The organism is Halosimplex halobium (assembly GCF_051414055.1).
Taxonomy (GTDB): Archaea; Halobacteriota; Halobacteria; order Halobacteriales; family Haloarculaceae; genus Halosimplex; species Halosimplex halobium.
In genome coordinates this window covers 19,209-42,522 of record NZ_JBLKNX010000008.1, presented here as the reverse complement: position 1 = coordinate 42,522, position 23,314 = coordinate 19,209, and the positions used below count along the sequence as shown (strand labels likewise).

At 71.3% G+C, this 23,314-nt stretch carries 27 protein-coding genes; 12 read left to right on the top strand and 15 right to left on the bottom strand.

The window, feature by feature from the left end; genetic code table 11:
- Window positions 1-17 precede the first annotated feature (17 nt).
- Window positions 18-335 carry a DUF7536 family protein gene (locus ACMGFG_RS09500; protein ID WP_436930104.1) on the bottom strand — a complete coding sequence of 106 codons (318 nt, stop codon included), beginning with the start codon at window positions 333-335 and terminating at the stop codon, window positions 18-20.
- A gap of 159 nt (window positions 336-494) precedes the next feature.
- Here ACMGFG_RS09500 and ACMGFG_RS09495 point away from each other — a divergent pair, with 159 nt between their 5' ends.
- Window positions 495-1,451 (top strand): succinylglutamate desuccinylase/aspartoacylase family protein, encoded by a 957-nt coding sequence (locus ACMGFG_RS09495; protein WP_436930103.1) that lies wholly within the window; start codon window positions 495-497, stop codon window positions 1,449-1,451.
- Window positions 1,452-1,603: 152 nt separating this feature from the next.
- On the opposite strand, the gene ACMGFG_RS09490 is transcribed toward ACMGFG_RS09495, so the two are convergent.
- Window positions 1,604-2,089 carry a dihydrofolate reductase gene (locus ACMGFG_RS09490; protein ID WP_436930102.1) on the bottom strand — a complete coding sequence of 162 codons (486 nt, stop codon included), beginning with the start codon at window positions 2,087-2,089 and terminating at the stop codon, window positions 1,604-1,606.
- 24 nt (window positions 2,090-2,113) lie between these two features.
- Window positions 2,114-3,532 (bottom strand): MATE family efflux transporter, encoded by a 1,419-nt coding sequence (locus tag ACMGFG_RS09485; protein ID WP_436930101.1) that lies wholly within the window; start codon window positions 3,530-3,532, stop codon window positions 2,114-2,116.
- Window positions 3,533-3,655: 123 nt separating this feature from the next.
- Here ACMGFG_RS09485 and ACMGFG_RS09480 point away from each other — a divergent pair, with 123 nt between their 5' ends.
- Both ACMGFG_RS09480 and ilvA read left to right on the top strand, forming a co-directional pair.
- Window positions 3,656-4,150 (top strand): gamma-glutamylcyclotransferase family protein, encoded by a 495-nt coding sequence (locus ACMGFG_RS09480; protein WP_436930100.1) that lies wholly within the window; start codon window positions 3,656-3,658, stop codon window positions 4,148-4,150.
- A gap of 163 nt (window positions 4,151-4,313) precedes the next feature.
- Window positions 4,314-5,525, top strand: coding sequence for a threonine ammonia-lyase (ilvA, locus tag ACMGFG_RS09475; RefSeq protein ID WP_436930099.1), 1,212 nt, complete (start codon window positions 4,314-4,316; stop codon window positions 5,523-5,525).
- A gap of 29 nt (window positions 5,526-5,554) precedes the next feature.
- Here ilvA and ACMGFG_RS09470 read toward each other — a convergent pair whose 3' ends face one another.
- Window positions 5,555-5,770, bottom strand: a complete 216-nt coding sequence (locus ACMGFG_RS09470; protein ID WP_436930098.1) for a hypothetical protein — start codon at window positions 5,768-5,770, stop codon at window positions 5,555-5,557.
- Window positions 5,771-6,022: 252 nt separating this feature from the next.
- On the opposite strand from ACMGFG_RS09470, the gene ACMGFG_RS09465 reads away from it, so the two are divergent.
- The gene (locus ACMGFG_RS09465; protein WP_436930097.1) at window positions 6,023-6,265 is read left to right on the top strand and encodes a BolA family protein; all 243 of its coding nucleotides are present in this window, start codon (window positions 6,023-6,025) and stop codon (window positions 6,263-6,265) included.
- A 399-nt stretch (window positions 6,266-6,664) separates the two neighbouring features.
- Here ACMGFG_RS09465 and ACMGFG_RS09460 read toward each other — a convergent pair whose 3' ends face one another.
- Together ACMGFG_RS09460 and hisI are read right to left on the bottom strand one after the other, a co-directional pair.
- Window positions 6,665-7,837 (bottom strand): DUF7118 family protein, encoded by a 1,173-nt coding sequence (locus ACMGFG_RS09460; RefSeq protein WP_436930096.1) that lies wholly within the window; start codon window positions 7,835-7,837, stop codon window positions 6,665-6,667.
- A 1-nt stretch (window position 7,838) separates the two neighbouring features.
- Window positions 7,839-8,204, bottom strand: coding sequence for a phosphoribosyl-AMP cyclohydrolase (gene hisI / locus ACMGFG_RS09455; protein WP_436930095.1), 366 nt, complete (start codon window positions 8,202-8,204; stop codon window positions 7,839-7,841).
- A 678-nt stretch (window positions 8,205-8,882) separates the two neighbouring features.
- On the opposite strand from hisI, the gene ACMGFG_RS09450 reads away from it, so the two are divergent.
- The gene (locus ACMGFG_RS09450) at window positions 8,883-9,140 is read left to right on the top strand and encodes a hypothetical protein (RefSeq protein WP_436930094.1); all 258 of its coding nucleotides are present in this window, start codon (window positions 8,883-8,885) and stop codon (window positions 9,138-9,140) included.
- A 26-nt stretch (window positions 9,141-9,166) separates the two neighbouring features.
- Here ACMGFG_RS09450 and ACMGFG_RS09445 read toward each other — a convergent pair whose 3' ends face one another.
- The 4 genes from ACMGFG_RS09445 to ACMGFG_RS09430 all read right to left on the bottom strand — a co-directional run bounded on the left by ACMGFG_RS09445 (window position 9,167) and on the right by ACMGFG_RS09430 (window position 14,047).
- On the bottom strand, window positions 9,167-10,318 hold the full coding sequence (locus tag ACMGFG_RS09445; RefSeq protein ID WP_436930093.1) for a prepilin peptidase: 1,152 nt from the start codon (window positions 10,316-10,318) through the stop codon (window positions 9,167-9,169).
- A 174-nt stretch (window positions 10,319-10,492) separates the two neighbouring features.
- Window positions 10,493-10,882: a ferredoxin Fer gene (gene fer, locus ACMGFG_RS09440; protein WP_436930092.1), complete on the bottom strand. Its 390-nt coding sequence runs from the start codon at window positions 10,880-10,882 to the stop codon at window positions 10,493-10,495.
- A 185-nt stretch (window positions 10,883-11,067) separates the two neighbouring features.
- Window positions 11,068-12,267 carry an inorganic phosphate transporter gene (locus tag ACMGFG_RS09435; protein ID WP_436930091.1) on the bottom strand — a complete coding sequence of 400 codons (1,200 nt, stop codon included), beginning with the start codon at window positions 12,265-12,267 and terminating at the stop codon, window positions 11,068-11,070.
- A gap of 136 nt (window positions 12,268-12,403) precedes the next feature.
- Window positions 12,404-14,047 carry a globin-coupled sensor protein gene (locus ACMGFG_RS09430; RefSeq protein ID WP_436930090.1) on the bottom strand — a complete coding sequence of 548 codons (1,644 nt, stop codon included), beginning with the start codon at window positions 14,045-14,047 and terminating at the stop codon, window positions 12,404-12,406.
- Window positions 14,048-14,210: 163 nt separating this feature from the next.
- On the opposite strand from ACMGFG_RS09430, the gene hisA reads away from it, so the two are divergent.
- Window positions 14,211-14,930, top strand: a complete 720-nt coding sequence (hisA, locus tag ACMGFG_RS09425; RefSeq protein ID WP_436930089.1) for a 1-(5-phosphoribosyl)-5-[(5-phosphoribosylamino)methylideneamino]imidazole-4-carboxamide isomerase — start codon at window positions 14,211-14,213, stop codon at window positions 14,928-14,930.
- A 19-nt stretch (window positions 14,931-14,949) separates the two neighbouring features.
- Here hisA and ACMGFG_RS09420 read toward each other — a convergent pair whose 3' ends face one another.
- A complete protein-coding gene (locus tag ACMGFG_RS09420) occupies window positions 14,950-16,023 on the bottom strand; it encodes a TrmB family transcriptional regulator (RefSeq protein ID WP_436930088.1) in 1,074 nt (357 codons plus the stop codon).
- Between the two features lie 111 nt (window positions 16,024-16,134).
- On the opposite strand from ACMGFG_RS09420, the gene ACMGFG_RS09415 reads away from it, so the two are divergent.
- Complete coding sequence (locus ACMGFG_RS09415) at window positions 16,135-17,427, top strand: MFS transporter (RefSeq protein WP_436930087.1); 1,293 nt, start codon at window positions 16,135-16,137, stop codon at window positions 17,425-17,427.
- 4 nt (window positions 17,428-17,431) lie between these two features.
- Here the strand turns inward: ACMGFG_RS09415 and ACMGFG_RS09410 are convergent, their stop codons facing one another.
- Window positions 17,432-17,602, bottom strand: a complete 171-nt coding sequence (locus ACMGFG_RS09410; protein WP_167837387.1) for a hypothetical protein — start codon at window positions 17,600-17,602, stop codon at window positions 17,432-17,434.
- Window positions 17,603-17,780: 178 nt separating this feature from the next.
- On the opposite strand from ACMGFG_RS09410, the gene hisB reads away from it, so the two are divergent.
- The 5 genes from hisB (at window position 17,781) to ACMGFG_RS09385 (ending at window position 20,246) form a co-directional block, all read left to right on the top strand.
- On the top strand, window positions 17,781-18,368 hold the full coding sequence (hisB, locus tag ACMGFG_RS09405) for an imidazoleglycerol-phosphate dehydratase HisB (RefSeq protein WP_436930086.1): 588 nt from the start codon (window positions 17,781-17,783) through the stop codon (window positions 18,366-18,368).
- 129 nt (window positions 18,369-18,497) lie between these two features.
- Window positions 18,498-18,986, top strand: coding sequence for a TrpY family transcription regulator (gene trpY, locus ACMGFG_RS09400; RefSeq protein ID WP_436930262.1), 489 nt, complete (start codon window positions 18,498-18,500; stop codon window positions 18,984-18,986).
- 31 nt (window positions 18,987-19,017) lie between these two features.
- A complete protein-coding gene (locus tag ACMGFG_RS09395; RefSeq protein ID WP_436930085.1) occupies window positions 19,018-19,206 on the top strand; it encodes a hypothetical protein in 189 nt (62 codons plus the stop codon).
- A gap of 64 nt (window positions 19,207-19,270) precedes the next feature.
- A complete protein-coding gene (locus ACMGFG_RS09390) occupies window positions 19,271-19,603 on the top strand; it encodes a 2Fe-2S iron-sulfur cluster-binding protein (protein WP_436930084.1) in 333 nt (110 codons plus the stop codon).
- Between the two features lie 37 nt (window positions 19,604-19,640).
- On the top strand, window positions 19,641-20,246 hold the full coding sequence (locus tag ACMGFG_RS09385; protein WP_436930083.1) for an IMPACT family protein: 606 nt from the start codon (window positions 19,641-19,643) through the stop codon (window positions 20,244-20,246).
- Window positions 20,247-20,475: 229 nt separating this feature from the next.
- Here ACMGFG_RS09385 and ACMGFG_RS09380 read toward each other — a convergent pair whose 3' ends face one another.
- The 3 genes from ACMGFG_RS09380 to ACMGFG_RS09370 form a co-directional block, all read right to left on the bottom strand.
- Window positions 20,476-21,888, bottom strand: coding sequence for a hemolysin family protein (locus tag ACMGFG_RS09380; RefSeq protein WP_436930082.1), 1,413 nt, complete (start codon window positions 21,886-21,888; stop codon window positions 20,476-20,478).
- A gap of 154 nt (window positions 21,889-22,042) precedes the next feature.
- Window positions 22,043-22,609 carry a type IV pilin domain-containing protein gene (locus tag ACMGFG_RS09375; protein WP_436930081.1) on the bottom strand — a complete coding sequence of 189 codons (567 nt, stop codon included), beginning with the start codon at window positions 22,607-22,609 and terminating at the stop codon, window positions 22,043-22,045.
- 90 nt (window positions 22,610-22,699) lie between these two features.
- Complete coding sequence (locus ACMGFG_RS09370) at window positions 22,700-23,314, bottom strand: histidine phosphatase family protein (protein WP_436930080.1); 615 nt, start codon at window positions 23,312-23,314, stop codon at window positions 22,700-22,702.

Here is a 23,314-nt window from a genome sequence, read left to right as displayed (position 1 = left end):
CGCGTCGGGGAGAGCGGTCACAGCCGCCGCGAGAGGCGGACGGCGCGACCCAGCGTGAGGAGGAAGGCGACGAGGCCGGCCGTCGACATCGCGAGGACGAACCCGAGGCCGACGTACAGCGCGGGCGAGCGCCGCGACCCCGGGAGGGCGACGAACAGGACGAACGCCGCGAGCGCCAGCGCGAGGCCGGCGGCCAGGCCCACCTTGGCGTTGCGGCGGACCCGGAGCGCGGCGACGAAGGCGGCCTTGCCGCTGTCCGCGTCGGCGGCTTCTGCCGGGACGGCGTCGGCCGCCTCGGTCGGAGCGGCGTCGCCGTCCGGTCGGTCGCCGGCCATACCCGTCCGTTTGGTCACGACCGGCAAAGTCGCGTCGATCGGCGGGCGCAACAGACGGTCGGGCGGCGCGAAGCGCCGCGGTGTGACTGCGGCGGTACCGGTCCCGGCGGCCGGGAGACACCGAACCGCTAAAGAACGGGCGGTCCCGCAGTGATGGTAATGACGACGCTCGGTACGGCCCAGGCGGCTCCCGGCGAGACGGACACGGGGCGCCTGCCGGTCGGCGAGACGCGGGACGGGACCGAGGTGGGCCTCCCGGTCGCGGTCATCAACGGCGCCGACGACGGCGACACGCTCTACGTGCAGGCGGCCAGCGACGGCGACGAACTCAACGGCGTCGGCGTCGTCCAGCGGGTCGTCCCGCAGCTCGACCCCGCCGAGCTGTCCGGGACGGTCCTCGTCGTCGGGGTCGTCAACTACCACGCCTTCCAGGTGGCCGAACACCGCAACCCCATCGACGACACCAAGACCAACCGCGCCTACCCCGGCGACGAGACGGGCACCTCCACCGAACGCATCGCCGCCGCCACCTTCGAGGCCGCCCGCCGCGCCGACCTGATCCTCGACCTGCACCAGGGGTCGACCTCCCGGATGATCGACGAGTGCCGCGTCCGCTGTGGCCCACGGCACCGCCTCCACGACGCCTGCCTCGAACTCGCGAAGGTCTTCGACTGCGGCTACGTCTTAGACCAGAAGGGCCCCGACGGCCAGCTGGCCCGCGCGGCCCCCGACGAGGGCATCCCCACCATCGACCCCGAGTTGGGGGGGTGCGTGGGCTGGAACGAGGAGTCCATCCAGGCCGGCGTCGAGGGCGTGTTCAACGTCCTCTCGTACTACGGGTTCGCCGACGGCTCGGTGGACCTCTCGCCGCAGACCCGCGCCAGCGGCTTCGAGCAGTACGGCGCCCCGGCCGGCGGCCTCGTCTCCATGCAGGCGGAACTCGGCCAGCGGGTCTCCCGCGGCGACACCCTCTTCGAGGTCACCGACACCTTCGGCGGCGTCAAGGAGACCGTCACCGCCGACTCCTCCGGCGTCTTCTGGCGCGCCCGCCGGCTCCCCCAGGTCGCCACCGGCGAGTACGTCTGTTCGGTCGGGACCGACGTGGACAGCTACTAGACCATCTTTTTCCCACCGGGGTTTCCTCGGCGCGCGGAGCGCGCCTGCGGGAACCCCGGCGGGAAAAACATGGGTGAAAAAGCCGGAATCTCGCTTCGCTCGATTCCGGTGAACCGGCGCTCCGCGCCGGATGCTTGCCCGCACCGCCTCCGCTACCGCCCCGGTTCCGCCCACCGCTCCCACGTCTCGACGGTGAAGTGCTCGTACTCGTCGGTCTCGACCAGCCGCCAGTCGGCCTCCTCCCACTCGGGGTAGTAGGTGTCGCCCTCGTACTCGCCGGGAACCCGTGTCAGGACCATCCGGTCGAGGTGGGGCTGGAAGAGCGCATAGATGCCGGCTCCCCCCAGCACGTAGGCGCGCTCGGCGCCCAGCGATTCGAGAATCTCGACGGCCTCCGCGACGGTCGAGGCGTGATACGCGTTCTCCCGGTCGTACTCCCGTTCGGAGCGGCTGAGGACGACGTACGCCGACCCGGGCGGGTCCGAGAACATCTCGTAGGTGCGCCGCCCGTAGATAGTCGGGTGGCCGGCGACGCGTGCGCGGTACTGCTCCGTGTCCGCGGGGAGGTCCCAGGGCACCTCGTCGTCGTCGCCGATGACGCCGTTCTCGGCGACCGCCGCGACCGATATCAGGTCCATGGGGCGAGTTGGAACGGGATCGGCTTAATCGCCCGCCTCCGCGTCGGCCTCGGCGCTCCCGTCGCCGCCGCTCGCGCTCCCCCGCTCGTCCATCATCGCGGCGGCCTTCGCCGCCCAGTCGCCGCGGGCGAACCCCCAGGTGACGACCGCGAGCGCCCAGAACTGCTGGAGCACGACCGCGGCGTAGATGCCGGGAACGCCCCACCCGAGGACCACGCTGGCGAGGTAGCCGAACCCGAGCAGGAAGCCGAACATCCCGGTCGTCCGCGCGACGAAGGGGGTCCGGGTGTCGCTACCGCCCTGGAGCGCCCCCGAGATGGCGAGGTAGGCGCCGATCGCCGGGACTGCGATTGCGTACGCACGGGCGAACCCGACCGCATAGTCCGCGGTCGGCGGGTCGCTCGTGAACAGGGAGACGAGCCAGTCGGCGCCGAGAAAGAGCGCGACAGCGATGGCGCCCATCGTCAGGACCGCGAGGGCGGTCGTCGCCCACCCCTGGAAGCGCGCGGCGGCTACGTCGCCCTCGCCCAGCGACTGCCCGACGACGACGCTGGCGGCGGTGTGGTAGGCCCGCCCCAGCGGCGAGGTGACCTGCTGGTACATCCGCCGGCCGATCTGGTAGGCGGCGTTCACGTCCGTCCCGAACGTCAGCAGCAGCGCGTTGAACGGGAACTCCGCGAGCGTCGTCGCCAGCCCCTCCCCGATCCGGGGGGCGCTGACGGCCAGCAGTTGCCTGGCGATGACGAGGTCGCGGGGCCGGGCGAACGACGCCTCGGTCCGGTCGCTCCAGATGGCGACGGAGAGGACGCCCGCGGTGAACACGTTGCCGACCGCGGTCGCGATCCCGACGCCGACGATGGCGAGCCGGGGCGCGCCGAACAGCCCGAGCCCCAGCACGAGCGAGCCCGCGATGTTGAGCATCGAGGAGGTCACGTCGACGTACATCGGCGTCCGGGTGTCACCGGTGCCCTGGAGCGCCCGCGCGGCGACCAGCGCGACGTGTCGGGCCGGCGCGCTCGCGAAGACGATCGCGAGGTAGGTCCCGCCCATCGAGGCCACGTCCGCGGGCGCGCCGAGCAGCGCGATGGCCTGCTCGCCGAAGAGGTATCCGAAGGCGACGAAGGGGACCCCCGAGAGCAGTCCGAGCAGGACGGCCTGGGTGACCGCCTGGTCGCGGTTCTCGACGGCGGCGTCGCCGGTGTCCTGGCTGGACAGCGCGATGGCGCCGCTGCCGAGGCCGAGGCCGATCCGCAGCGGGAAGCGGGCGTAGAGATCCGCGAGGCCGACCGCCGCGACCGCCGCCGGCGAAAAGAGTCCGGTGACGACCACGTCGGTCGTCCGCATGAGCGTGCGGAAGACGTGCTGGACCATCATCGGCCACGACAGCGAGAGGACTCGCCGCCAGACCGCCAGCACGCGCTCGCGGGCGCTCGCCGCCGACATTGCCCGTGCTCCGGACTCGTCCGGATTCAAGCTATCGATGGCCGGTGCCGTCGGTGGGATCCGCGACCGTCGGGGCCCATACCACCGCAACGCCGATACGGCTCGCCGGCCATCCACCCGCCCATGGACGTGTTCGTCTACGGGACGCTCACCGATCCCGAGCGCGCTCGCGCGGTCCTCGACGACTTCGAGTTCCGCGGGTCGGCCGTGCTGGACGGGCTCCACCGCGTCGACGGGGCGTACCCGACGCTCGCCCCCGGCGGATCCGGCGAGGGCCGGATCCTCCGGACGGACGACATCGCGGCGCTCGACCGCTACGAGGGGGTCGATTCGGGGCTGTACGTCCGCGTGTCGGTACCGCTGGCGGACGAGGGAGCGGACAGCGACGGGAGCGGCGAGGACGCGACCGTCGAAACCTACGTCGGCGACCCCCAGCGGCTGGACGCGCCCGCCGAATGGCCCGGCGAGGAGGGGCTCGCCGAGCGCGTTCGGTCCTACGTCCGTGAGGAGGACGCCGTCGTCCGACCGCAGCGCGGCACGTTCGGTGATTTCGACGTGTACGAGGGGGACGAACCGACCGACGTGACCGCGGATCACGACGAGTGGGGGCTGGAGTAGACGCCGCGAGCGCGGCACTCGACGCGACGGATCCGACCCCTCCGGATTCCCGCGGTTTCACTTTCACTCCGGGTGGCTCGGGTTCAAGTACCATCGCGCGGTAGTCGGCGGTGTCACACGCTCTTTCCCCCACATCTAACTCCCGTCGAGCGGTAGCTGTGGTATGATCGAACTCGCGGACGTGCTCGACGCGCGCGAGCGGGTCGCGGCGACCGCCCGGCACACGCCGCTGGACTACTCGCACACGTTCTCGGCCATGACCGGCGCCGACGTGCACCTGAAACTGGAGACGTTCCAGCGGACCGGCTCGTTCAAGATCCGCGGCGCGACCAACAAGATCGCGACGCTCTCCGACGACGAGCAGGACGCCGGCGTCGTCACCGCCTCGGCCGGCAACCACGCCCAGGGCGTCGCGCTCGCGGCCACCCGCATCGGCGTCGACTCGAAGATCGTGATGCCCGAGCACGCCCCCGTCTCGAAGGTCAAGGCCACCCGCAACTACGGCGCGGAGGTCGTCCTCCACGGCGCGGACTACGACGAGGCGGCCCAGCGGGCCCACGAGATCGAGCGCGACGAGGGCCGCGTCTACGTCCACGCCTTCGACGACCCGATGGTGATGGCCGGCCAGGGTACCATCGGCCTGGAGATCCTCGAAGACCTCCCCGAGGTCGAGACGCTCGTCGTCCCCATCGGCGGCGGCGGCCTCATCAGCGGCATCGCCACCGCGGTCAAGGCGAAAAATCCCGACGCCCGGGTCGTCGGCGTCCAGGCCGAGGGAGCCTCCAGCGTCGCCGACTCCCTGCAGAAGGGCCGGATCGTCGAGCGCGACAGCGTCGACACCATCGCCGACGGCATCGCCACCCGCAAGGTCGGCGAGCGCACCTTCGAGGTGATCCGCGAGCGCGTCGACGAGGTCGTCACCGTCACCGACGACGAGACCGCCGTCGCGCTCACCACGCTGCTGGAGCGGGGCAAGACCCTCGTCGAGGGCGCCGGCGCGGTGCCGCTGGCGGCCCTGCTCGAAGGGAAGTTCGACTACGACGACGACGAGGTGATCGTCCCCTGTCTCTGCGGGGGCAACATCGACCTGAACGTCCTCACCACGGTCATCATGCGCGGGCTCGTCGAGACCGGCCGCTATCTCCGGATACGGACCACGCTCAAGGACCGCCCGGGCGAACTCGAACGGCTCGTCGAGGTCATCAGCGACGCACGCGCGAACATCCACGCCATCGAGCACGACCGCGCCGGCAAGGACGTGGCCATGAACGCCGCCGAGGTGGAACTGGACCTGGAGACGAAGGGGCCCGACCACGCAGACGCGCTGCTGGAAGCGTTGCGCGAGGAAGGCTACGAGGTCGACGTGCTTGTGTAGACCGGCCGAGCGACCGAACGTCTCGGTCACTACGACCCCGACAGCAGGTACTCGACCTCGAACCGCAGCCCGCAACTCGGACACAGCGTCGGCGACGACCCGTCGACCGGGTCCGCGCCGTCGGCGACCGTGCTTCCGGCCGGGAGCGGGACCCCCGTTGCCCCGTCACAGTCCGGGCACGGGACGACCCGTCCGGTGGTTGTCGGGGTCGTCCCCTTCCGACGGCCGTCGGGTGGCGCTGTCATCGGTTCGGATGTCTCCACACGGTGGGAAGGAATGTATACCGACATAGTGGGGTGGTCGTCCGGAGCAGCGACCGTCGGCTCGCCGGTCGGAGACGTGGCGGCTCGGAGTCCCGTGTCGTCACAAGGGGCTCGGAGGGGTAACCATTCGTCATCGCCGCCACGCGGAGCGAGGCCGCGCGAGCGTATGAATCTCCCGTCTCCCGAGCGGGGACAGTGACAAGCGTTTTTCCGCTCGCCCGCCTCGCTCCGGGCATGGATCTCGCCGACATCGAGGCGCTCATCGAGGAGTCGATCCCCGACGCCGACGCCACCGTCTCCCGGGCCCGCGGCGCCGACGACGACGACCACCTCGCCGCAACCGTCGTCTCGCCAGCCTTCGCCGACGAATCGCTCGTGGATCGGCATCAGATGGTCTACGACGCGCTGGGCGACCGCATGACCACGGACATCCACGCGCTGGAGGTCGAGACCTACACGCCCGAGGAACGCGAGTAAGGGGATCCGAGGTTTCCGGTCTGACCGCTACCGCGACTGCCAGCAGTATCGTAGCGCAGAACGGCGTGAAAGCCCCGACGCGCTCGACTCGGGCGTCTCGCTGCGGTCCTCGGCCTTCGGCCTGCGGTCCTTGCGTCGCCGGCCTTCGTCGAGCGCGTCGCCCCTTTCATTCCCGCCCGTTTCGGCTGACCGGCCAGTCTGTGCGGGCGGGAATGAAAGGGGCCGGCCGCTGCGGTTCCGGGGCTCGCTGCGCGCTTCACTCGCTCCGCTCGTTGCAGTGCTTGCGTCGGCCGGGTTCCCGCAGCGGCCGGGGGCTTTCACGCTGTTTGCTGCGGTTGCAGTCGAGACGGTCGCCGTACTAACGACGGAACACCCACCGAGAACTCCGCGTCTCACGACTCAAAGCCGTGGGTACTCGTCGAGCACCCGTTCCAGCTGTTCCGTCGCGTCGCGACAGGCCGCCAGTTCGTCGGCCACCTCCCCGCTCGCCAGTCGCTCGCGCTCCTCGGGCCCCAGCTGGGCGCGGGCCTGCGCGCTGTTCCGGAGGCGCTCGTAGTCCGTCTCTCGGGGCAAGTCCCGCACATCCCGCAGCGCGACCAGCGCGTCCTCCCCGTCCTCGACGCGGTCGGCGAACCGCGCGACGACGCTGGTCAGCTCTCGCGCCCGGAACCGGAGCGTCTCGGCCTCGACCGGGGGCCAGTCGACGGTCAGCGGCTCGGCGTCCAGCCGCCGCAGGTACGTCCGCTGCGTCGAGACGTTGCGCTTCAGCGCCGCCGGGTCGTCGACGTAGTGGTCGAGTTTCGACTGCGAGTACTCCGCGTACTCCAGCAGTTGCCCGACCGACTCCTCGCCGGCGGCGTGGCTCTCGACGTACTCCCGGAGGTCCGCGGGCGGCGACTCGAAGGGCACGAGCGGGTACGCCCCGGTCTTCGCGACGAACGCCAGGAACTCGCGGGCGCTCGCCGACGAGCGGAAGTCGGCGAACGCGTCGCGGACGCGGTCGTTGTAGGTCTCGATGGGGTCGCGCAGCCGGTCGGTCGGGGCGTCGAGGTCGGCGTCACCCAGGCGTTGCAGGTCCTCCAGGTCGTCGATCCGGTCCGCGAAGTCGTCAAGGCGGCGCTCGACGGCGAACCGGGCGTCCTCGTAGCGCTCGCGGGCCTCGTCGCGCTCGTCGATCCGGCGCACGTCCTCGCGGACGGGCTCCAGCGCCGAGCGGACCTTCGCCCAGTCCGAGTCGGTGAGCCGGCGCTGCTGGAGCAGGTCGTCGACCTCCTCGAAGACCTCCTGGTGGCGGATGTCGTCGGGCATCTCCTCGACGACGGCGGCGATCTGGCTCTGGAACTCGATGAACGTCTTGAAGTCGCCGTCGCCGGTCACCTCCTCCTCGTAGCGGTCGAAGAGCCGGGTGAGGTCGTCGTACGTGTCGGCGACGGTCCGGAGTTCGGACTCCCCGACCTCGTCGACGCGCTCGCGGGCGCGCTGGAGGGCGTCGCGAGCCTCCCGCAGGTCGGCGACGAGGTCGTCGGCGACGGCGCGGGGGTCGTCGGCCGGGGACTGGGCGGCGTCGCTCATCTCACTCGTAGACTTCGTCGGGGTCGAAGACCTGTTCGCCGACGGTCTCGCCGTCGACCGTGCGGTAGAAACACGACTCGTAGCCGGTGTGGCAGGCCCCGCCCGTCTGGTCGACGAGATACAGGAGGGCGTCGCCGTCGCAGTCGACGCGGATCTCCTCGATCTCCTGGACGTGGCCGCTGGAGCCGCCCTTCTGCCAGAGCTCCTCGCGGCTGCGCGAGTAGTAGTGGGCCAGCCCCGTCTCGCGGGTGCGCTCGACCGCCTCGGGGGTGACGTACGCGAGCATGAGCACCTCGCCCGAGTCGGCGTCCTGCGCGACCGCGGGGAGGCGCTCGTTCTCGTCGAACGCCAGGTCGATGTCGCTCATACCCCACCTGGGTCCGACCGTCGAATAGGTCTTTTGTCGTCGGCGAAGCCCCCGAGCCGTGGACGGACCGACCGTCACGGTGCGGTCGGCGCGCGCTGGAGCGCGCGTTCATGCGCGCGACGACACCGCGCGAGGGATTCGCGACTCGCGTGTCGCGAATCGGCTGGGGAGGCTCGTGGCCGTCTGCGGTGCTGTGCGGGGCGGTCTGGGGTGCCGTGCTGTGCTGTCCTGGCGGACTGAAAGGGCGAGGCGCGCTCGCGCTTGCCTGGTCGCCTGAGCGGGCACTATCCGCGCGGTGCGAGGCGCTCGCGCCTCGAAGCGAACGGCTGTGTCGTGAGCGGGCGGTGCGGAGAGCGCGGATATCTCGCTTGGTTCGAGAGAGCGAAGCTCTCTCGTCATCCCGAAAATCTTCGATTTTCGGAGACAGCGACCGCGAGCGCGCTGAGGGCTTTCATCGCTTGCTATCGTCTGTGGTCGATCCAACTCCTAGGGAACGCGGCGAGGGCTTTCATCACTCGCTGTCGAGTGCAGTAGAGACGACAGCTAGCGAGCGCACCGAAAGCGTTCAGCGCTCGTCGACGATCGCAGTCGCTGTTGTCTCCCAAAGCAGCGCGAATCGAACAAACCGTTCCGGGAGAGCGACCACACTTATGACGGACGGGGGACAACCGACGGGCGATGATCGGATCCGTCCGGCGGTTCCTCGCGGCACTGGCCGAGGAAGACTCCCGGACGAAGGCCTTCCTGCTGTGGAACGCGAGCAATACCGTCGTCGCGGTCGGGCTGCTCGTCGGCGCGTTCGCCCTGTTGGTCGTGACTTCGGCGCCCGGGTTCCAGCGCGGGGTCCTGCTCGCCTACATCACCGTCGCCGTCCTGTGGCTCGTCTCCATCTTCACCATCGGACCGCTCTACGAACGGCTCGTCCCCGAGGAGTAGCGCGGACAGCCCGTGCAAGCGCCCATTCACACGACCATAGAGACGAGCTGGAAGAAGAGGTCGCCGTAGACGAGGCTGACGACGAGGGCGACGAACATGGGGACGATGAACGGCATCCCCGGGGAGATCCACACCACGTCCTCCTCGGCGAGCACGTCGAGGCCGTCGCGCAGCCCCTCGGGGGTCGTCCCGTAGGCCGACCCCTCGATGTCGTCGAGGAACGCCCCCGCGCCCCAGGGGTCGTCGTAGTCGCCACCCCCGTCGGCGGCCGGCTCGCCGTCGTCGCGCCCGTCGGCGGCCGGCTCGCCGTCGTCGCGCCCGTCGGCAGCCGGCCCGTCGCCACCGCTCGCTTCGCTCCCCCGGCCGCCGCCCGCGGTCGTTCCGCCGTCGCCTTCGGCCGCCCCGCCGTCGCCCTCGGTCGCGAGTGCACCGCTCTCGGGGATTGACCCGTCGCCGGGCGGGTTCGGGTCGTCGGGGAGGCTCGCGGGGTCGCGGTACCGCTCCGGGTTCTCGCGGAGGGCGGCCAGCGTCGTCCCGCGCCAGCGCAGGTACATCCGGAGGGCGTCCAGGTCGAGGCCGCCGCGGGTGAAGCCGTCGGGCGTCTGGAGCAGCGAGCCGTACTCGGCGGTCGCCGCTTCGGCGCGGATCGGCTTGCCGATGAACATGATCGGGGCGAGGTGGCCCGAGACGGCGTTGCGCAGCGTGACGGCGACGGGGTAGGCGGCGCCGACCAGCACCGTGTTCGAGAGGACGGTCAGCGAGAAGACGCCGACGGTCGTCCGGGTCAGCGGCAGCGACTCGGCGGGAAAGTAGTAGGTCGGAAAGGTCGGGAAGAGGACGGCGAGGACGATCAGCGCCTTCGCGTCGGCGCCGCCGAAGCCGCCGAACCAGTAGAAGAGGTAGCCGATCGAGCCGACCATCCCCAGCGAGAGCGCGACGCGGAGGTAGAACCGCTCGCGGGCGACGATCCCCCCGGGGAGGTCGCCGGCCGACACCCGCGAGACGTCCCAGGCGAGCAGGGCGATCCCCAGCAGGGCCAGCGGCAGCCACGTGGCGTTGGGCACTCGCCGGGTGCGGATGTCCCGGTAGGCGGCCCAGGCGAAGACGGGGACGGCCGCCAGCCGCAGCAGGTCCGGCGGCGAGCTCTCCGTCAGGACGGTTCCCAGCCAGTCGAGCACGACCGAACCAGCGCGCCGGCGGCAATTAGTGGTTTCGACGGCGACGGACCGCGACCGGGGACGGCCGCCGGGCCCCGACGGGACGGTCACCCGGCCGCGAACCGACGGCGCGGCCGCTGGGGCGGCGGAGAGTGGGGGCGAGTCGCCCCGCCCAGAAGCGTCGGACCGGCGCGATTATATGACGCGGTTCTGCAGGTAGTCGAGGTGCTTGGCGTTGTAGACGATCTTGACCTCGTCGGTGGCGGCGCTACCGATGCAGGTCAGGCGGACGTTCTTCTCCTCGACCTCCTCGTCGGAGAGGATCTGCTGCATGTCCATGTCGATGTCGCCCTCGACGGCAATGGCGGCACAGTTGGCACACGCGCCGGCGCGACACGAGAAGGGCCAGTCGTAGCCCTGGGCCTCGGCGGCCTCGAGGATGTACTCGCCTTCGTTGACCTCGAGTGTGCCGTAGTCCTCGTCGTCGAGGTCGGCCTCCGCGGCCTTCTCGAAGGTCTCGTCGTCGTACATGTCCCAACCCTTGTCGTCCAGTACTTCGTAATTCAGGTACTCTACGGTGGGCATCACTTGCCAAGTTCGCCCCCCTGACTGTTAGACCTTGCTGTTCGTCGCACCGTTTCGCGGCCGCGATCGCAATATCTGCCGGCCGTGGGGCCCCGTTGCTGGACGTACGTCCGAACGTGTTCCGACCGGGGCGGACCGGTGCACAGGGGAGCGAGCCGGCCGACGGGAAGACGAACCGGGCCGGTCTACAGGGGGACGAACCGGAAGAGGAGGAACGACGCGACGGTCGCGATCCCGGGGACGACGTTCTGGAGGAAGATGACCCGGGCGGTCGTCTCGGGTTCGAACAGATCCGCGGCCCGCGGGATGTCCTCGCTCTCCTCGTCGCCGATGGCCGGCGAGTCGGTCTGCTCGGGCGTCCCGCCCTCGCCGCCGACGGTGGGGGCGTCGGGCGCGTCGGCGGCCAGGGCGCCGACCGAGACCTCCGGGGCGTCGCCCTTCCGGGCCTCGGAGAGCGTGACCGTCCGGGTCGCGCGGCCCCAGCCGAGCCCGACGATGCTCATCGTCGCGATGATGACGAAGCTCGCGGGCACGCCCAGCGCCGAGAGGCCGGTGACGATGGTCGAGCTGACCGCGGCGACGACTAAGGCCGCCAAAAGCGGCAGGTCGGTCAGGTCGTTGCCGACGGTGTCCATCGTCCGGCGGGCGATGGTGAAGGCGCCGAGGCCGATGGCGCCCCCGCCGAGCAGGATGGCGGGGTTCATCCCGACGGACTCGCTGCCGACCAGCGGCGCGACCGCGTTGGCGACGTTCGAGGCGCCCGCGGAGAAGGCCATGTAACAGCCGATACCGACGACCGAGAGCGTCCCGACGAACTCCCGGCGGGTCGTGTTCGGCCCCAGCACCGGCCGCGGGAGCCCGCCCGAGCGGTCGACGACCAGTAGCGCCCCCTCGGTCTGGGTGACGGCGAACCACTCGACGAGCCGCGGGTAGTAGTAGCGGCCGACGACGGCGCTGACCCAGAACGCCAGCACCGGCGAGACGAGCCACCAGGTGACGATCTGGCCCATCTCCGCCCAGTTGAGCGTCCCGCGGGCCAGCCCCAGCCCCGCCATCGCGCCGACGGCGGTCATCGACGTGGAGGCGGGGACGCCGGCGACGTTCGAGAGGAACAGCGCCAGCCCGATGAAAAAGAGGACGCCGATGCTGATCTCAAGGGTGAACGTCGTCGTGACGATGTCGCTGCCGAGCGTGTCGACCACCTCGCGGCCGACGGTCCAGCCGCCAAGCAGCGCGAACACCGTCATCAGCCCCGCCGCCGTCACCTTCGAGATCGTGTCGCTGCCGACCGCCGGGCCGAACGCCACGCCCGTCGAGGAACCCCCGATGTTGAACCCGACGAAGACGGCGACGGCGAGCCCGACGAGGAGGAGGGCCTCGACCATACCGATCCCCTGACCCACCGGCGAATAAAATCTACCGACAGCGAACGGTATCGCGCGCCGGCCGGGCCGGCGGCCGCCGACGGGAGCGAACCCGACCGGTCGAGCGCGGGACGCGGTCGGCTGGGCGGCCGCCCGTCTACGGTGACCCGGCGTCGTCGGCGTCGAGTCGTCCGACCGTCTCCCCGATCTCGCGGACCATCTCGACCTGCTGCTCGCTGGCTGCGGCCACGTCCGACACCTCCGCGGAGACCTCCTCGGCGCGGTCGACCAGGTCGTCGAGCATACTCGCGACCTCCTCGGCGCTGGCGGCCTGGTCGTCGGTGGCCTCGGCCACCTCGGCGATCCCCTGGGCGGCCTCGGCGACGGCGTCGACGATGTCGTCGAGGTTCTCCATCGCCGCCTCGACGCGGTCGATCCCCTCGTCGACCCGCTGGGTCGTCGTCGCGAGGCTGTCGACCGTCTCGTCGGCGTCCGCCTGGATCTCCGCGACCATCCGCTCGATCTCGCCGGCCCGCTCCTGGGACTCAGTCGCCAGCGACTTCACCTCGTCGGCGACGACGGCGAACCCCGAGCCCGCTTCGCCCGCACGGGCCGCCTCGATGGAGGCGTTCAGCGCGAGAATGTTCGTCTGGTCGGCGATGTCGTTTATCACCTCGACGGCTTCGTCGATCTCCCCGATCCGGGTCTGCAGCGCGTCGACGTCGTCGGCCACGTCGTCGACGGCCTCACCGACATCGCCCATCACCTCGACCGCCCCGTCGGCCTCGTCGCGACCGTCCTCGGCCAGCGACCGCGCCCTGGCGCTCGTCGTCTCGACCTCGTCGGCGGTCGCCGCCACCTCCTCGACCGTCGCGCTCATCCGCGAGACTTCACCCGCGATCTCGTCGATCCGGCCGACTTGCTCGTCGGTCAGGTCAGACATCTCACCGGCGCTGTCGGCGATGTCCCGGGACGCATCGAGCAGCTCGTCGACCGGCTCCTCGATGTCGGCTTTGACCTGTTCCTGGAGACGTTCGCGGTGCTGGATCTCGTCCTGGAGCCGCTCGTTGTACGAGTGGATGTAGGTGTCCGCGACCACCTGCATGTCGAGGTTTATGATCCGCAGCACCGACAGCACCTCGTCCATCCCCGCCTCGACCTCCGACTCGACGACCTGCTCGACCGCGTCCATGTCGACGGACGGGTCCGCTGGTCCCGGACCATCGTCGGCCGGTTCGCCCGACGAGTCCAGGGCGTCGTCGGTCTCGGCGTCCCCGGTAGCGACGCCGCCGTCGGTCGCGGTGCCGGTGAGTTCCGCCCGGAGCGAATCGAGGAGGTTCTCCTGCAGTCGCTCCCGGAGCAGGTCCAGGACGAGGTCGTAGTAGACGCCGTACTGGCCGATGTAGTGTTTCATCGGCATCTCCAGCACGTCGTGGATCTTGCCGATCCGCGCGCGGTTGGCGAAGTACTCCTCACCGTAGTCCCCACCCGCGAGCGTCGCGAAATACGCCGACTGCGTGCGCTTGAGCTGTTCGACGGTCTTCGGCGACCGGTCGAAGACGGCGGTGGTCTCCTCGTGGCCGGTGAGGTTGTCGTAGAAGTCCTCCGCTATCCGGTCGGCGTTCTCGGCGAACAGCGGTTCGAGCGACGCGAGCCGCTCGGCGTCGGCCTCGTCGAAGCCGATGAACCGCTTGCGCCAGGCGATCTCCTCGCTGTCGAGCCCGATACCGGCCAGGAGCGAATCAAGGTCGACTTCCGAGTTCAGTCCGCCACGGCCGAATTCGTCAGCGTAGTCGTTCATCAGTAGATACCCGAATATGTACGCGACCGTTCCCCGCTGGTGTCCTTAACACTACCCACCGAGTTTTCGCGCGTGATACTGCCATCGGGCGATTCGAGGGAGCAGTCGCGCGTCGACGCCGGCGACCGACACGCTTTCGCCCCCCGCTCGCCCACGGACGGGTATGTTCCCGGAGTTCGAGGTCGTCCCGGCGGTCGACGTGCAGGACGGGCAGGTCGTCCAGCTGGTCGGCGGCGAGCGCGACAGCGGGACGGCGTACGGCGACCCCGTCGAGGCCGCCGAGGGGTGGGTCGAGCAGGGCGCCCGCACCCTCCACCTCGTCGATCTGGACGGTGCCTTCGAGGGCGAGCGCGAGAACGCCGACGCGATCCAGTCGGTGGTCGACGCCGTCGACGTCGAGACCCAGCTCGGCGGCGGCATCCGCACCGTCGACGACGCCACGAGCCTGCTGGCGGCGGGCGTCGACCATGTGATCCTCGGCACCGCCGCGGTCGAGAACCCCGACATCGTCGCCGAGATCAGCGAGGAGTACCCGGAGAGCGTCCTCGTCAGCCTCGACGCGAAGGACGGCGAGGTCGTCGTCGCCGGGTGGACGGAGGGAACGGGGCTGGACCCCGCCGAGGCCGCCGCGCGCTACGAGGAGCTCGGCGCCGGCGGGATCCTCTTCACCGACGTGGACGTGGAAGGGCAACTGGAAGGGGTCCGGACCGAGCCCGTCGAGCGGGTGGTCGAGGCGGTCGACATCCCGGTGGTCGCCAGCGGCGGGGTCGCGACGCTCTCCGACGTGCGCGCGCTCGAGGACGCGGGGGCGGCAGCCGTCGTCGTCGGGAGCGCGCTCTACGAGGGCGAGTTCACACTGGCAGAGGCGCTTGACGCGGTCTGAGCGGTCGACTGCACCGCAGCTACGCTGCCCGAAGCGTGACCCGCCGGGCGGCGAAGTCCTCGAAGTAGGGGTCGAAGCCCGGCGAGTCGCCGCCGACGCTGACCGGACCGCTGTCGGTCTCGACCACGAGGGCGTTCTCGACGGGGAAGGAGCTGGTGACCGGCGGGACCAGCGTCTGGTTGGCCTCCCGGACGGGGACGCCCTCGAAGTCGAGTTCGTGGTCGCCGCCGGTGTCGGCGACGGTCAGGTCCGCGACGAGGTCGCGGTCGGCCGCCAGGTACTGGGCGGCGGTCGTGACGCCGTTGCGGAAGTACTCGAAGGTGGCCGGCAACTCGGGCGGGTCGGCGACGTGGCGGGCCTCGCCCATCGGCCAGACGTTGCTGACCATGTTGCCGTAGAAGCCGTTGGCGACCTCCGGCTGGCCGACGGTGACGGCGTACTCGTCGCCGTGGCGGCCCGTCAGCACGCCGTGGGAGCCGACGAGGCCGGCGCGGGCGTCCCGGAGGACGAACACCTGCGGGCGGGCCTCCCACGTCCGGACGACGTGGGCGTACCGGCCGAAGTCGTCGACGGCGTCGGCGACCACGTCCGTGTCGGGCGCCAGGAGCAGACAGTAGACGAAGACGCCGCGGTCGACCGCCGCGGCCATCGCGTCCCTGACGCTGGCGAAGGCCGTCGCGGGGACGACGACGAACGCCTCGTGGGTCGCGTCCGCGAGGAAGCGCTCGGCGCGGCGCTCGACGGTCCGCCGCGAGCGCACCACCTCGAAGCCCACGTCGGCCGCGGCCGGCTCGCTGTACACGTCCGCGATGGCCGACTGCAGGTCAGACACCCGCGTCGACAGGTCAGCGACGGCCTCCGCGGCCGGCCGCGCGCGCAGCACGGTCGGGCTCGCGCCCTCGTCGACGGTGACCAGCCCGCGGTCGACCAGGGCCTCCGCCACGTCGTAGACGTACCCCTGTGACACGTCCGCCGCGGCCGCCACGTCGCCCGTCGTCGCCTCCCCCCGCCGGAGCACCGCCAGGTAGGTCTCCACCTCCGTCGCCGACAGCCCGAACGCCTCCAGGTGCTCGCTGATCCGCGTCTCGCTCATCTTCGATGATTCTTGGACTGTCTACAAAAACGTTTTCCGGATCGAACGGGGAGGGAGGGGTATGTATCCGAGGAGCGAGCGGCACGGACCGCGACCGGGGAGGCGCGCCCGGTGAGCGGGTCGACGCCGGACGGCGACGGGACTGGCGGCGCGCCCGCGGACGGCGGCACACCTCCCGGCGGCGACGGCGACAGCGACGGCCCGACCGGGACGGACGCCCGCAACCGCCGGCTGTGGACGGCGGCCATCTTCCTGACGATGGCGTGTACGGGGGCCGTGATGCAGATCCGCGGCGCGGTGTTGCCGACCCTGGAGACCTTCTTCACCGTGCCCGAGTGGCAGCTGGGGCTCGTCGCGCCGGCGGGGACGGTCGGCTACCTGCTGGTCATCCTCGCCGTCGGGTCGAGCGCGGGCCGGGTCGACGCGCGGCGGTTCATCGCCGGCGGCGCCGCCCTCGCCGGGGGCGCGCTGCTCGCGATGGGGCTGGCGCCCTCGTTCCCGCTGTTTCTCGCCGCGCTGGTCGTCCAGGGGGCGGCCGTCGGGGTCTTCCGCGCGCTCGACCGCCCGCTGCTCAGCCACTTCTACCCGAGCCAGCGCGGGCGCGTCTACAACCGCTACGACGGCACCTGGGCGGTCGGCGCGGCACTGGGCCCGCTGGCGGTCGTCCTCGCGCTGCGGGCCGGGTCGTGGCGGCTCGTCTACGGCGCGGTCGGGTTCGCCGTGCTCGCGCTCGCGCTCGTCTTCCGGTCGCTCCGCTCCCCCGCGGTCGAGTCCGACGAGGAGCCGCTCACCCGCGCGGACCTGGCCGAGCTGGTCCGCCGGCCGGAGGTGCTCGCGCTGCTGGCCGCCCTCTTCTTCGTGACCGGCGTCGAGGGCGGACTGTTCACCTGGTTACCCTACTACGCGCAGTCGGCACTGCCCGACGCCTGGGCGGAGCTGACGCTGACGGCGATGCTCGTCGCGTACGTCCCCGGCCGGTTCGTCTGCGGTGCGCTGACCGACCGGCTGGGGGCGCTGACCCTGCTCGTCGGCGTGCTCGGGCTGCTCGTCCCCGCGTTCGCGTTCACGTTCTTCGTCGCCGACGGCCTCGCCGTGCTGGCCGGCGTCGTCGCCATCGGCCTGCTGATCTCGGGCGTGTTCCCGACGATGATGGCCTACGCGACCGACGCCGTCCCCGAGCACAGCGGCCCCGTCAACGCCCTGGCGTCGGCGGTCTCGTCGGTCTCGGTCGGGGGCGTGCCCGCGCTGATGGGCGTCGTCGTCGGCGGCGCCGACGCCGCGACCGCGATGCGGTTGCTCGTCGCGCCGCTGGTGGCCGCGCTGGGCGTGGTCGTGCTGGCGCGGCTCGCCGAGCGACGCCGGACCGCGCGGGCCGCGGGCGGCTCGGCGCCGGTCGACGACTGAAGCGTCAGCGGGGACTGGTCCGACGACCGGACGACAGCGCCGGGAGGAGGAGGGCGGCGGCGCTGACGGCGGCCACGCCGGCGGCGAGCCGGCCCGCGTCGCCGGCGGCGAAGATGACGGCGCCGGCGAGGACCCCCGACAGGGCGACCAGTTCGTGCGTCCAGTGTCGGTCCACGATCCTGTCATCGAAGCAACCCGAAATAAAACCCGGGCAGACGCGCGTCTGACGCGCGGCGGACGGGCCGCCGTCGGGCGGCCGACGGTCGCGGGGGACGGCGAATATCGGGGCCGCCGGCCGGAGCGCCGCTCGAACGAACACAACGGCCAAATAGACGGGCGCGCTTGGTCGACGTATGACCGAGCGGACGGCGGCGGTGACCCGGGAGACCGCCGAGACGGCGATCGAGGTGACCCTCGACGTGGACGGCGACGGCGACGCGACCGTCGACACGGGGATCGGCTTCTTCGACCACATGCTGGAGTCGTTCGCCACCCACGGCCTGTTCGACCTGACCGTGCAGTGCGACGGCGACCTGGAGATCGACGACCACCACACCGTCGAGGACGTGGCCATCACCCTCGGCGAGGCCTTCACCGAGGCACTGGGCGACAAGCGCGGTATCCGCCGGTTCGCCGACCGGAAGGTCCCGCTCGACGAGGCCGTCGCCAGCGTCGTCGTCGACGTGAGCGGCCGCCCCTACTTCGCGTTCGACGGCGCGTTCTCCCAGAGCGAGGTCGGCGGGATGACCAGCCACATGGCACAGCACTTCTGTCGGTCGCTGGCCACGAACGCCGGGCTGACGCTGCACGCCGGCGTCGACGGCGAGAACGCCCACCACGAGGTCGAGGCGCTGTTCAAGGGGCTGGCCCGCGCGCTCGACGACGCCACCCGGATCGACGAGCGCCGGACGGACGTGGCCAGCACGAAGGGCGAACTATAGATGCACGAGGAGCGCGATTCCGCCGACCGCGCCGACGGAACGGCCCCCGAACTGCGAGCGGACGGCGGCGACCCCGCGGTGCGGACGGACGGCGGAACCCCCGACGAGGAGGCCACCTTCGACGCGATCATGGAGAAGTTCGCCGACTCGCCCAGCCAGCAGGCGGTCATCCGGCTGTTGCTCGAACGGGGCTTCTCCGTCAACGACGAGGGACGAGTCGTCTCGGGCGGCATCGAGATCCCCAACACCGGCATCGCACGCGAGGTCGACGTGGACCGCCGCGTCGTCGACGCCACCACCGACGCGATCCTCGACGACGACCAGTTGCGGCGGATCTTCCAGAACATCTCCGCCATCCCGAGCCTGATGGACCTCGCACCCGTCCTCGACCTCTCGGCGCTTGCCATCACGGTGCGGGACGCCGAGGAGACGGGCATCGTCGCGACCGTCACCGGCGCCATCGCCGACCGCGGGATCTCCATCCGCCAGACCATCAGCGAGGACCCCGAGTTCACCGACGAGCCGAAGCTGTACGTCATCACCGACGGCGAGATTCCGGGGGACCTGCTGACTGAGATCCGCGCCATGGAGTTCGTCCACAGCATCGAGCTGCGGTGAGCTTTTGCCGCACCCGGCCGTCGTTCCCGCCGTGAGCGACTCGCCCCCGCTCCGACACCTCGACGCCTCGCCGATAGCCGCGGTCGCCGGCGTCGTCTTCCTGGCCGCTATCGCGGTGTCGACGGCCCTCGGGACGGGCCTCCCGCCGGAGGCGGCCCTGGCCGTCGTCGTCGCAGGGCTGGCTGTCGTCGCAGTCGGCCTCGTCCGCGGGTGGCGGTGACCCGGAGCGACCGACAGAACGGAGCGATCGGCAGGTTCCTGTCGCCGGCGTCCGGAGTACCGGCGTGACCGAGGCTCGCATCACCGTCGAGACACCCGACGGCGACCGCCGCACGGTGACCGCCGAGGAGGGCGCGGTCCTCCGCGACGCCCTGCTGGCGGCGGGGCTGTCACCCCACGGCCGCTACGCCCGGCGGGTCAACTGCGGGGGTCGCGGCCTCTGTGCGACCTGCGGCGTCCGCCTGGTCGACGCGCCCGACCCCGACCACTGGCACGACGACCTGGCGGACCGCTTCGGCTACCCCAGACTCTCCTGTCAGTTACGCGTCCGCGACGGGATGACGGTGAAACTGCTCGACAAGCGGGTGTGGGGCGAGCGGCTGTCCGGCGGGGAGTAGCGCAAGCGCTTTTCGCCTCCCGCCGGAAGCCAGCGGTGTGAGCCAGCGCGAGCCCTACCGGACGGTCGCCGGCCGCGGCGAGGCGCGCTTCGAGGTACGCGGCTCGGAGTTCATCGGTCACGTCGCGCCCGCCCGGACGGTCGAGGCCGCCGAGGACTTCGTCGCCGAGGTCCGCGAGGAGTACGCCGACGCGACCCACAACGTGCCGGCCTACCGCGTCCGCGCGGACCCCTTTCGCGAGTGGGCCAGCGACGACGGCGAGCCCTCCGGGTCGGCGGGCGACCCCGCGCTGAACGTCCTCCAGCAGGAGGAGGTCGAGAACGTCGTCGCCGTCGTCACCCGCTACTACGGCGGGACGAACCTCGGCGTCGGCGGGCTGGCGCGGGCGTACTCCCGCGCGGTGAAAGACGGGCTCGACGCCGCCGGGACGACCACCGAGCGCCCTCACGAGACGTTCGCGGTCGCCGTCGACTACGACGACTCCGGCACCGTCCGCGGTATCCTGGAGAGCGAGGGCGTCGAGTTCGACGCCGACTACGCCGAACGGGTCGCCTTCGACGTGCGCGTCCCGGTCGAGGACGGGGCCCCGCTCCGCGACCGCATCCGCAGCGCCACCAGCGGCCGCGCCGAGATCGACCGGTGACCGGCGGCCGGGCCGTTCGTCGATTCCGGCGGTCGGCCCGGCCGCCGTCGCCGGCGGTCAGTTCCGGGGACCGTCGACGTGGAACACCGACGCCGACCAGCGGCGCGGATCCGCCGCTCTCGGGCGGATCTCCAGCCGAAACGAAGGGCTTCGGGACGGCGTCACACGGAGAGCGACCGGCGGCCGGTCGCGACCCACCGGGCGCCGGAGGACGGCCGGACCGTCGCGGTCACTCGGAGGGGACCTCGTCGGCGTCGGCCTCGGCCTCGTCGACTTCGGTCGTCTCGTCGGGGTCGTACGCCTCGGTGCGGGTGACCCTGGCCTTCATGATGCGGGTGTTCTCGACGCCCTCGACGGCGATCTCGATGCCGTCGTAGTCGATCTCCTCGCCCTCCTCGACGAGGCGGCCGGCGAGGTTGAAGATGAACCCGGCGATGGTCTCGAACTCCTCGCCCTCGGGGATGTCGATGTCCAGCGCCTCGTTGACCTCCTCGATGTTGACCTCGCCCTTGACGACGATGGTGTCGTCGCCCTCGTACTCGATGGGCTCCTCCTCGCCGCCCTCCAGGATCTCGCCGACGATCTCCTCGGTGAGGTCCTCCATCGTCACGAGCCCCTCGGTGGTGCCGAACTCGTCGATGACGATGACCATGTGTAGCCGCTCCTTGCGCATCTCGGTCAGCAGGTCGTCGACGTTCTTCGACTCGGGGACGTGCAGCGTCGGCTCGATGAGGTCCTCGAGTTCGAGGTCGCCGTCCTCGGTCTCGCCGTAGTTGCGGTCCCGGACCAGGTCGCGGATGTTGACGACGCCGATGACGTTGTCCAGGCTCCCCTCGTAGACGGGCAGGCGCGCGTGGCCGCTGTGGATGCACTGCTCGATGGCCTCGTCGATCGAGGCGTCCGTCGAGATGGCGTCCATGTCCAGCCGCGGCGTCATGACCTCCTTGGCGATGGTGTTGTTGAACCGCAGGGTGCGCTGGAGCATCTCCCGCTCCTCCTCGTCGAGGACGCCCTCGCGCTCGCCGGTCTCGATCATGTCCTGGATCTCCTCGCGGGTGACGTAGGAGGTCTCGATGGCCGAGCGGCCGCCCGTCACCTTGTTGACGATCCGGGTGAGGTAGTCGAAGGTGACGACCAGCGGCAGGAGGACGTACTCCGAGAGCTTCAGCGGGCGCGAGACCCGCAGCGCCCACGACTCGGTGTTCTCGACCGCGTAGGACTTGGGCGCGCTCTCGCCGAACAGCAGGACGATCGCGGTGATCCCGAACGTCGCCGCGGCCACGGCCTGCCCCTGGCTCATGTAGAGGCCGAACAGCCCGGTCGCGATCGACGACATCGCGATGTTGACCAGGTTGTTCCCGACCAGGATCGTCACCAGCAGGCGGTGGGGGTCGGACTTGAGGCTCTTGAGCGTCTCGGCGCCATAGCGGCCGTCCTCGACGAGCGCCTCGATCCGGTGGGACTGCAGCGAGAACAGCGCGATCTCCGAGGAGGAGAAAAACGCCGACAGCCCGATCAACACGAGGATCACGAGCGCGCCGGCGATGGCGATATAGCTCTTCGGGACGGCGTTTCCGAACACGTCGATCGTCTGCTGTGCGACCGGCGCCAGTTGCGTCCACGCCGCTGCGGGTATACCCATCGACGACGGGAGTTGTCGGGCGGCGGAATTAAGGCTTGTCATACCGGCCCTTTATATTATCGAGCGGTCGGGGCGGTTCCTGTCCGTCTCCCGCCCGAGTTCCCGCTCCGACCCCGGGATCGTCCACCGCGAACCGCCGGCCGCCCGTACCCCGTCACGACGCGCCCACCTCGGTCCGGACCAGCTGTGCGCCGGTCGGGCGGTGGATCAGGCGGACCACCGCGCGGTCGCCCGGTCGCACGTCGAGTTCGTGCTGTGCGATCCGGACGGAGGCGGTCTCGCCCGCGGCCCACCGACCGTCCGTGTGGGCAGCGTCCAGCGCCCCGTCGACGCCGGCGTAGGTCCGGTCGAACAGGTCCGCACCGCGGACATGCTCGTCGGTGAGCCGCCTGGTCGGGAACCCCGAGAGCCGCGCGCGGTCGCCCGTCCGCTCGAACCCGACGACGAGGGCCAGGTCCGCGACTGCGAGGGTGTCGCCGGCCTCGTGGACGAGCCGGAGCCGCTGGCCGTCCGGCCAGCCGTCGGTCGCCGACAGCTCCGCGTCGACGCGAGCCTGCGGGGCCGTCCCCGGGCGGGCGCCCTCGAACCCGACCGCCGCGGCGGCGACCGCGGCGAGCAGGACCGCCAGTCCGACCAGCAGGACGACGCCCACGACCGGGGTCGCGGCGCGGTCGCTACCGGGCGGCGGACGGTGCGGGGAGGCCGTCGGGTCGTCGGTCACGCGCCGGGCTGGTCGCCCGTTCGGATTTAAATATTCGGCCCCGGTTCCGTGCGGTCGCGGGGGCACCCGGCGTCCGCGCGATTCCGGACGCTAGAGGTGGTCGGTGCCGTCGCGGTCGACGACCGAGCACGCCGCCCCGTCGACGGCGAGTTCGGTCACGCCGCAGTTCGCGGGCGAGAACTCGGGGGCGAGCGCCGCCAGTTCCCGGCCGGTCACCGCCGCCAGCACGGCCCGGATCGGCCCGCCGTGGGTGACGACCGCCGCGGTCTCGCCCCCCTCCAGTTCCTCGACGAGCCGCTCCCAGCCCTCCAGGACGCGGGTCTCGAACGCCGACAGGGACTCGCCGCCCTCGACGGACCGCACCGCGAGCAGCGACCCCTCGCGGTGGTACTCGGGGTGGCGGGTCGCGATGGCGGTCCGGGTCAGCCCCTGGAGCTCGCCGAAGTCCCGCTCGCGCCAGGCCCGGGCCCGTTCTGGCTCGGCCGCGACGCCGGCCGCCCGGAGCAGCGACGCCGTCTCCAGCGTCCGCTTCAGGTCCGAGACCACGAGCCGGTCGAGGTCGTGGGCGTCGGCGAGGCGGTCGCCGACGGCGCGGGCCTGCTCGCGACCCGCCGCCGTGAGCGTCGCGTCGGCCCACCCCTGGATCCGGCCGTCGCGGTTCCACGTCGTCTCGCCGTGTCTGACCAGCAGCACCCGCCCGGTCAT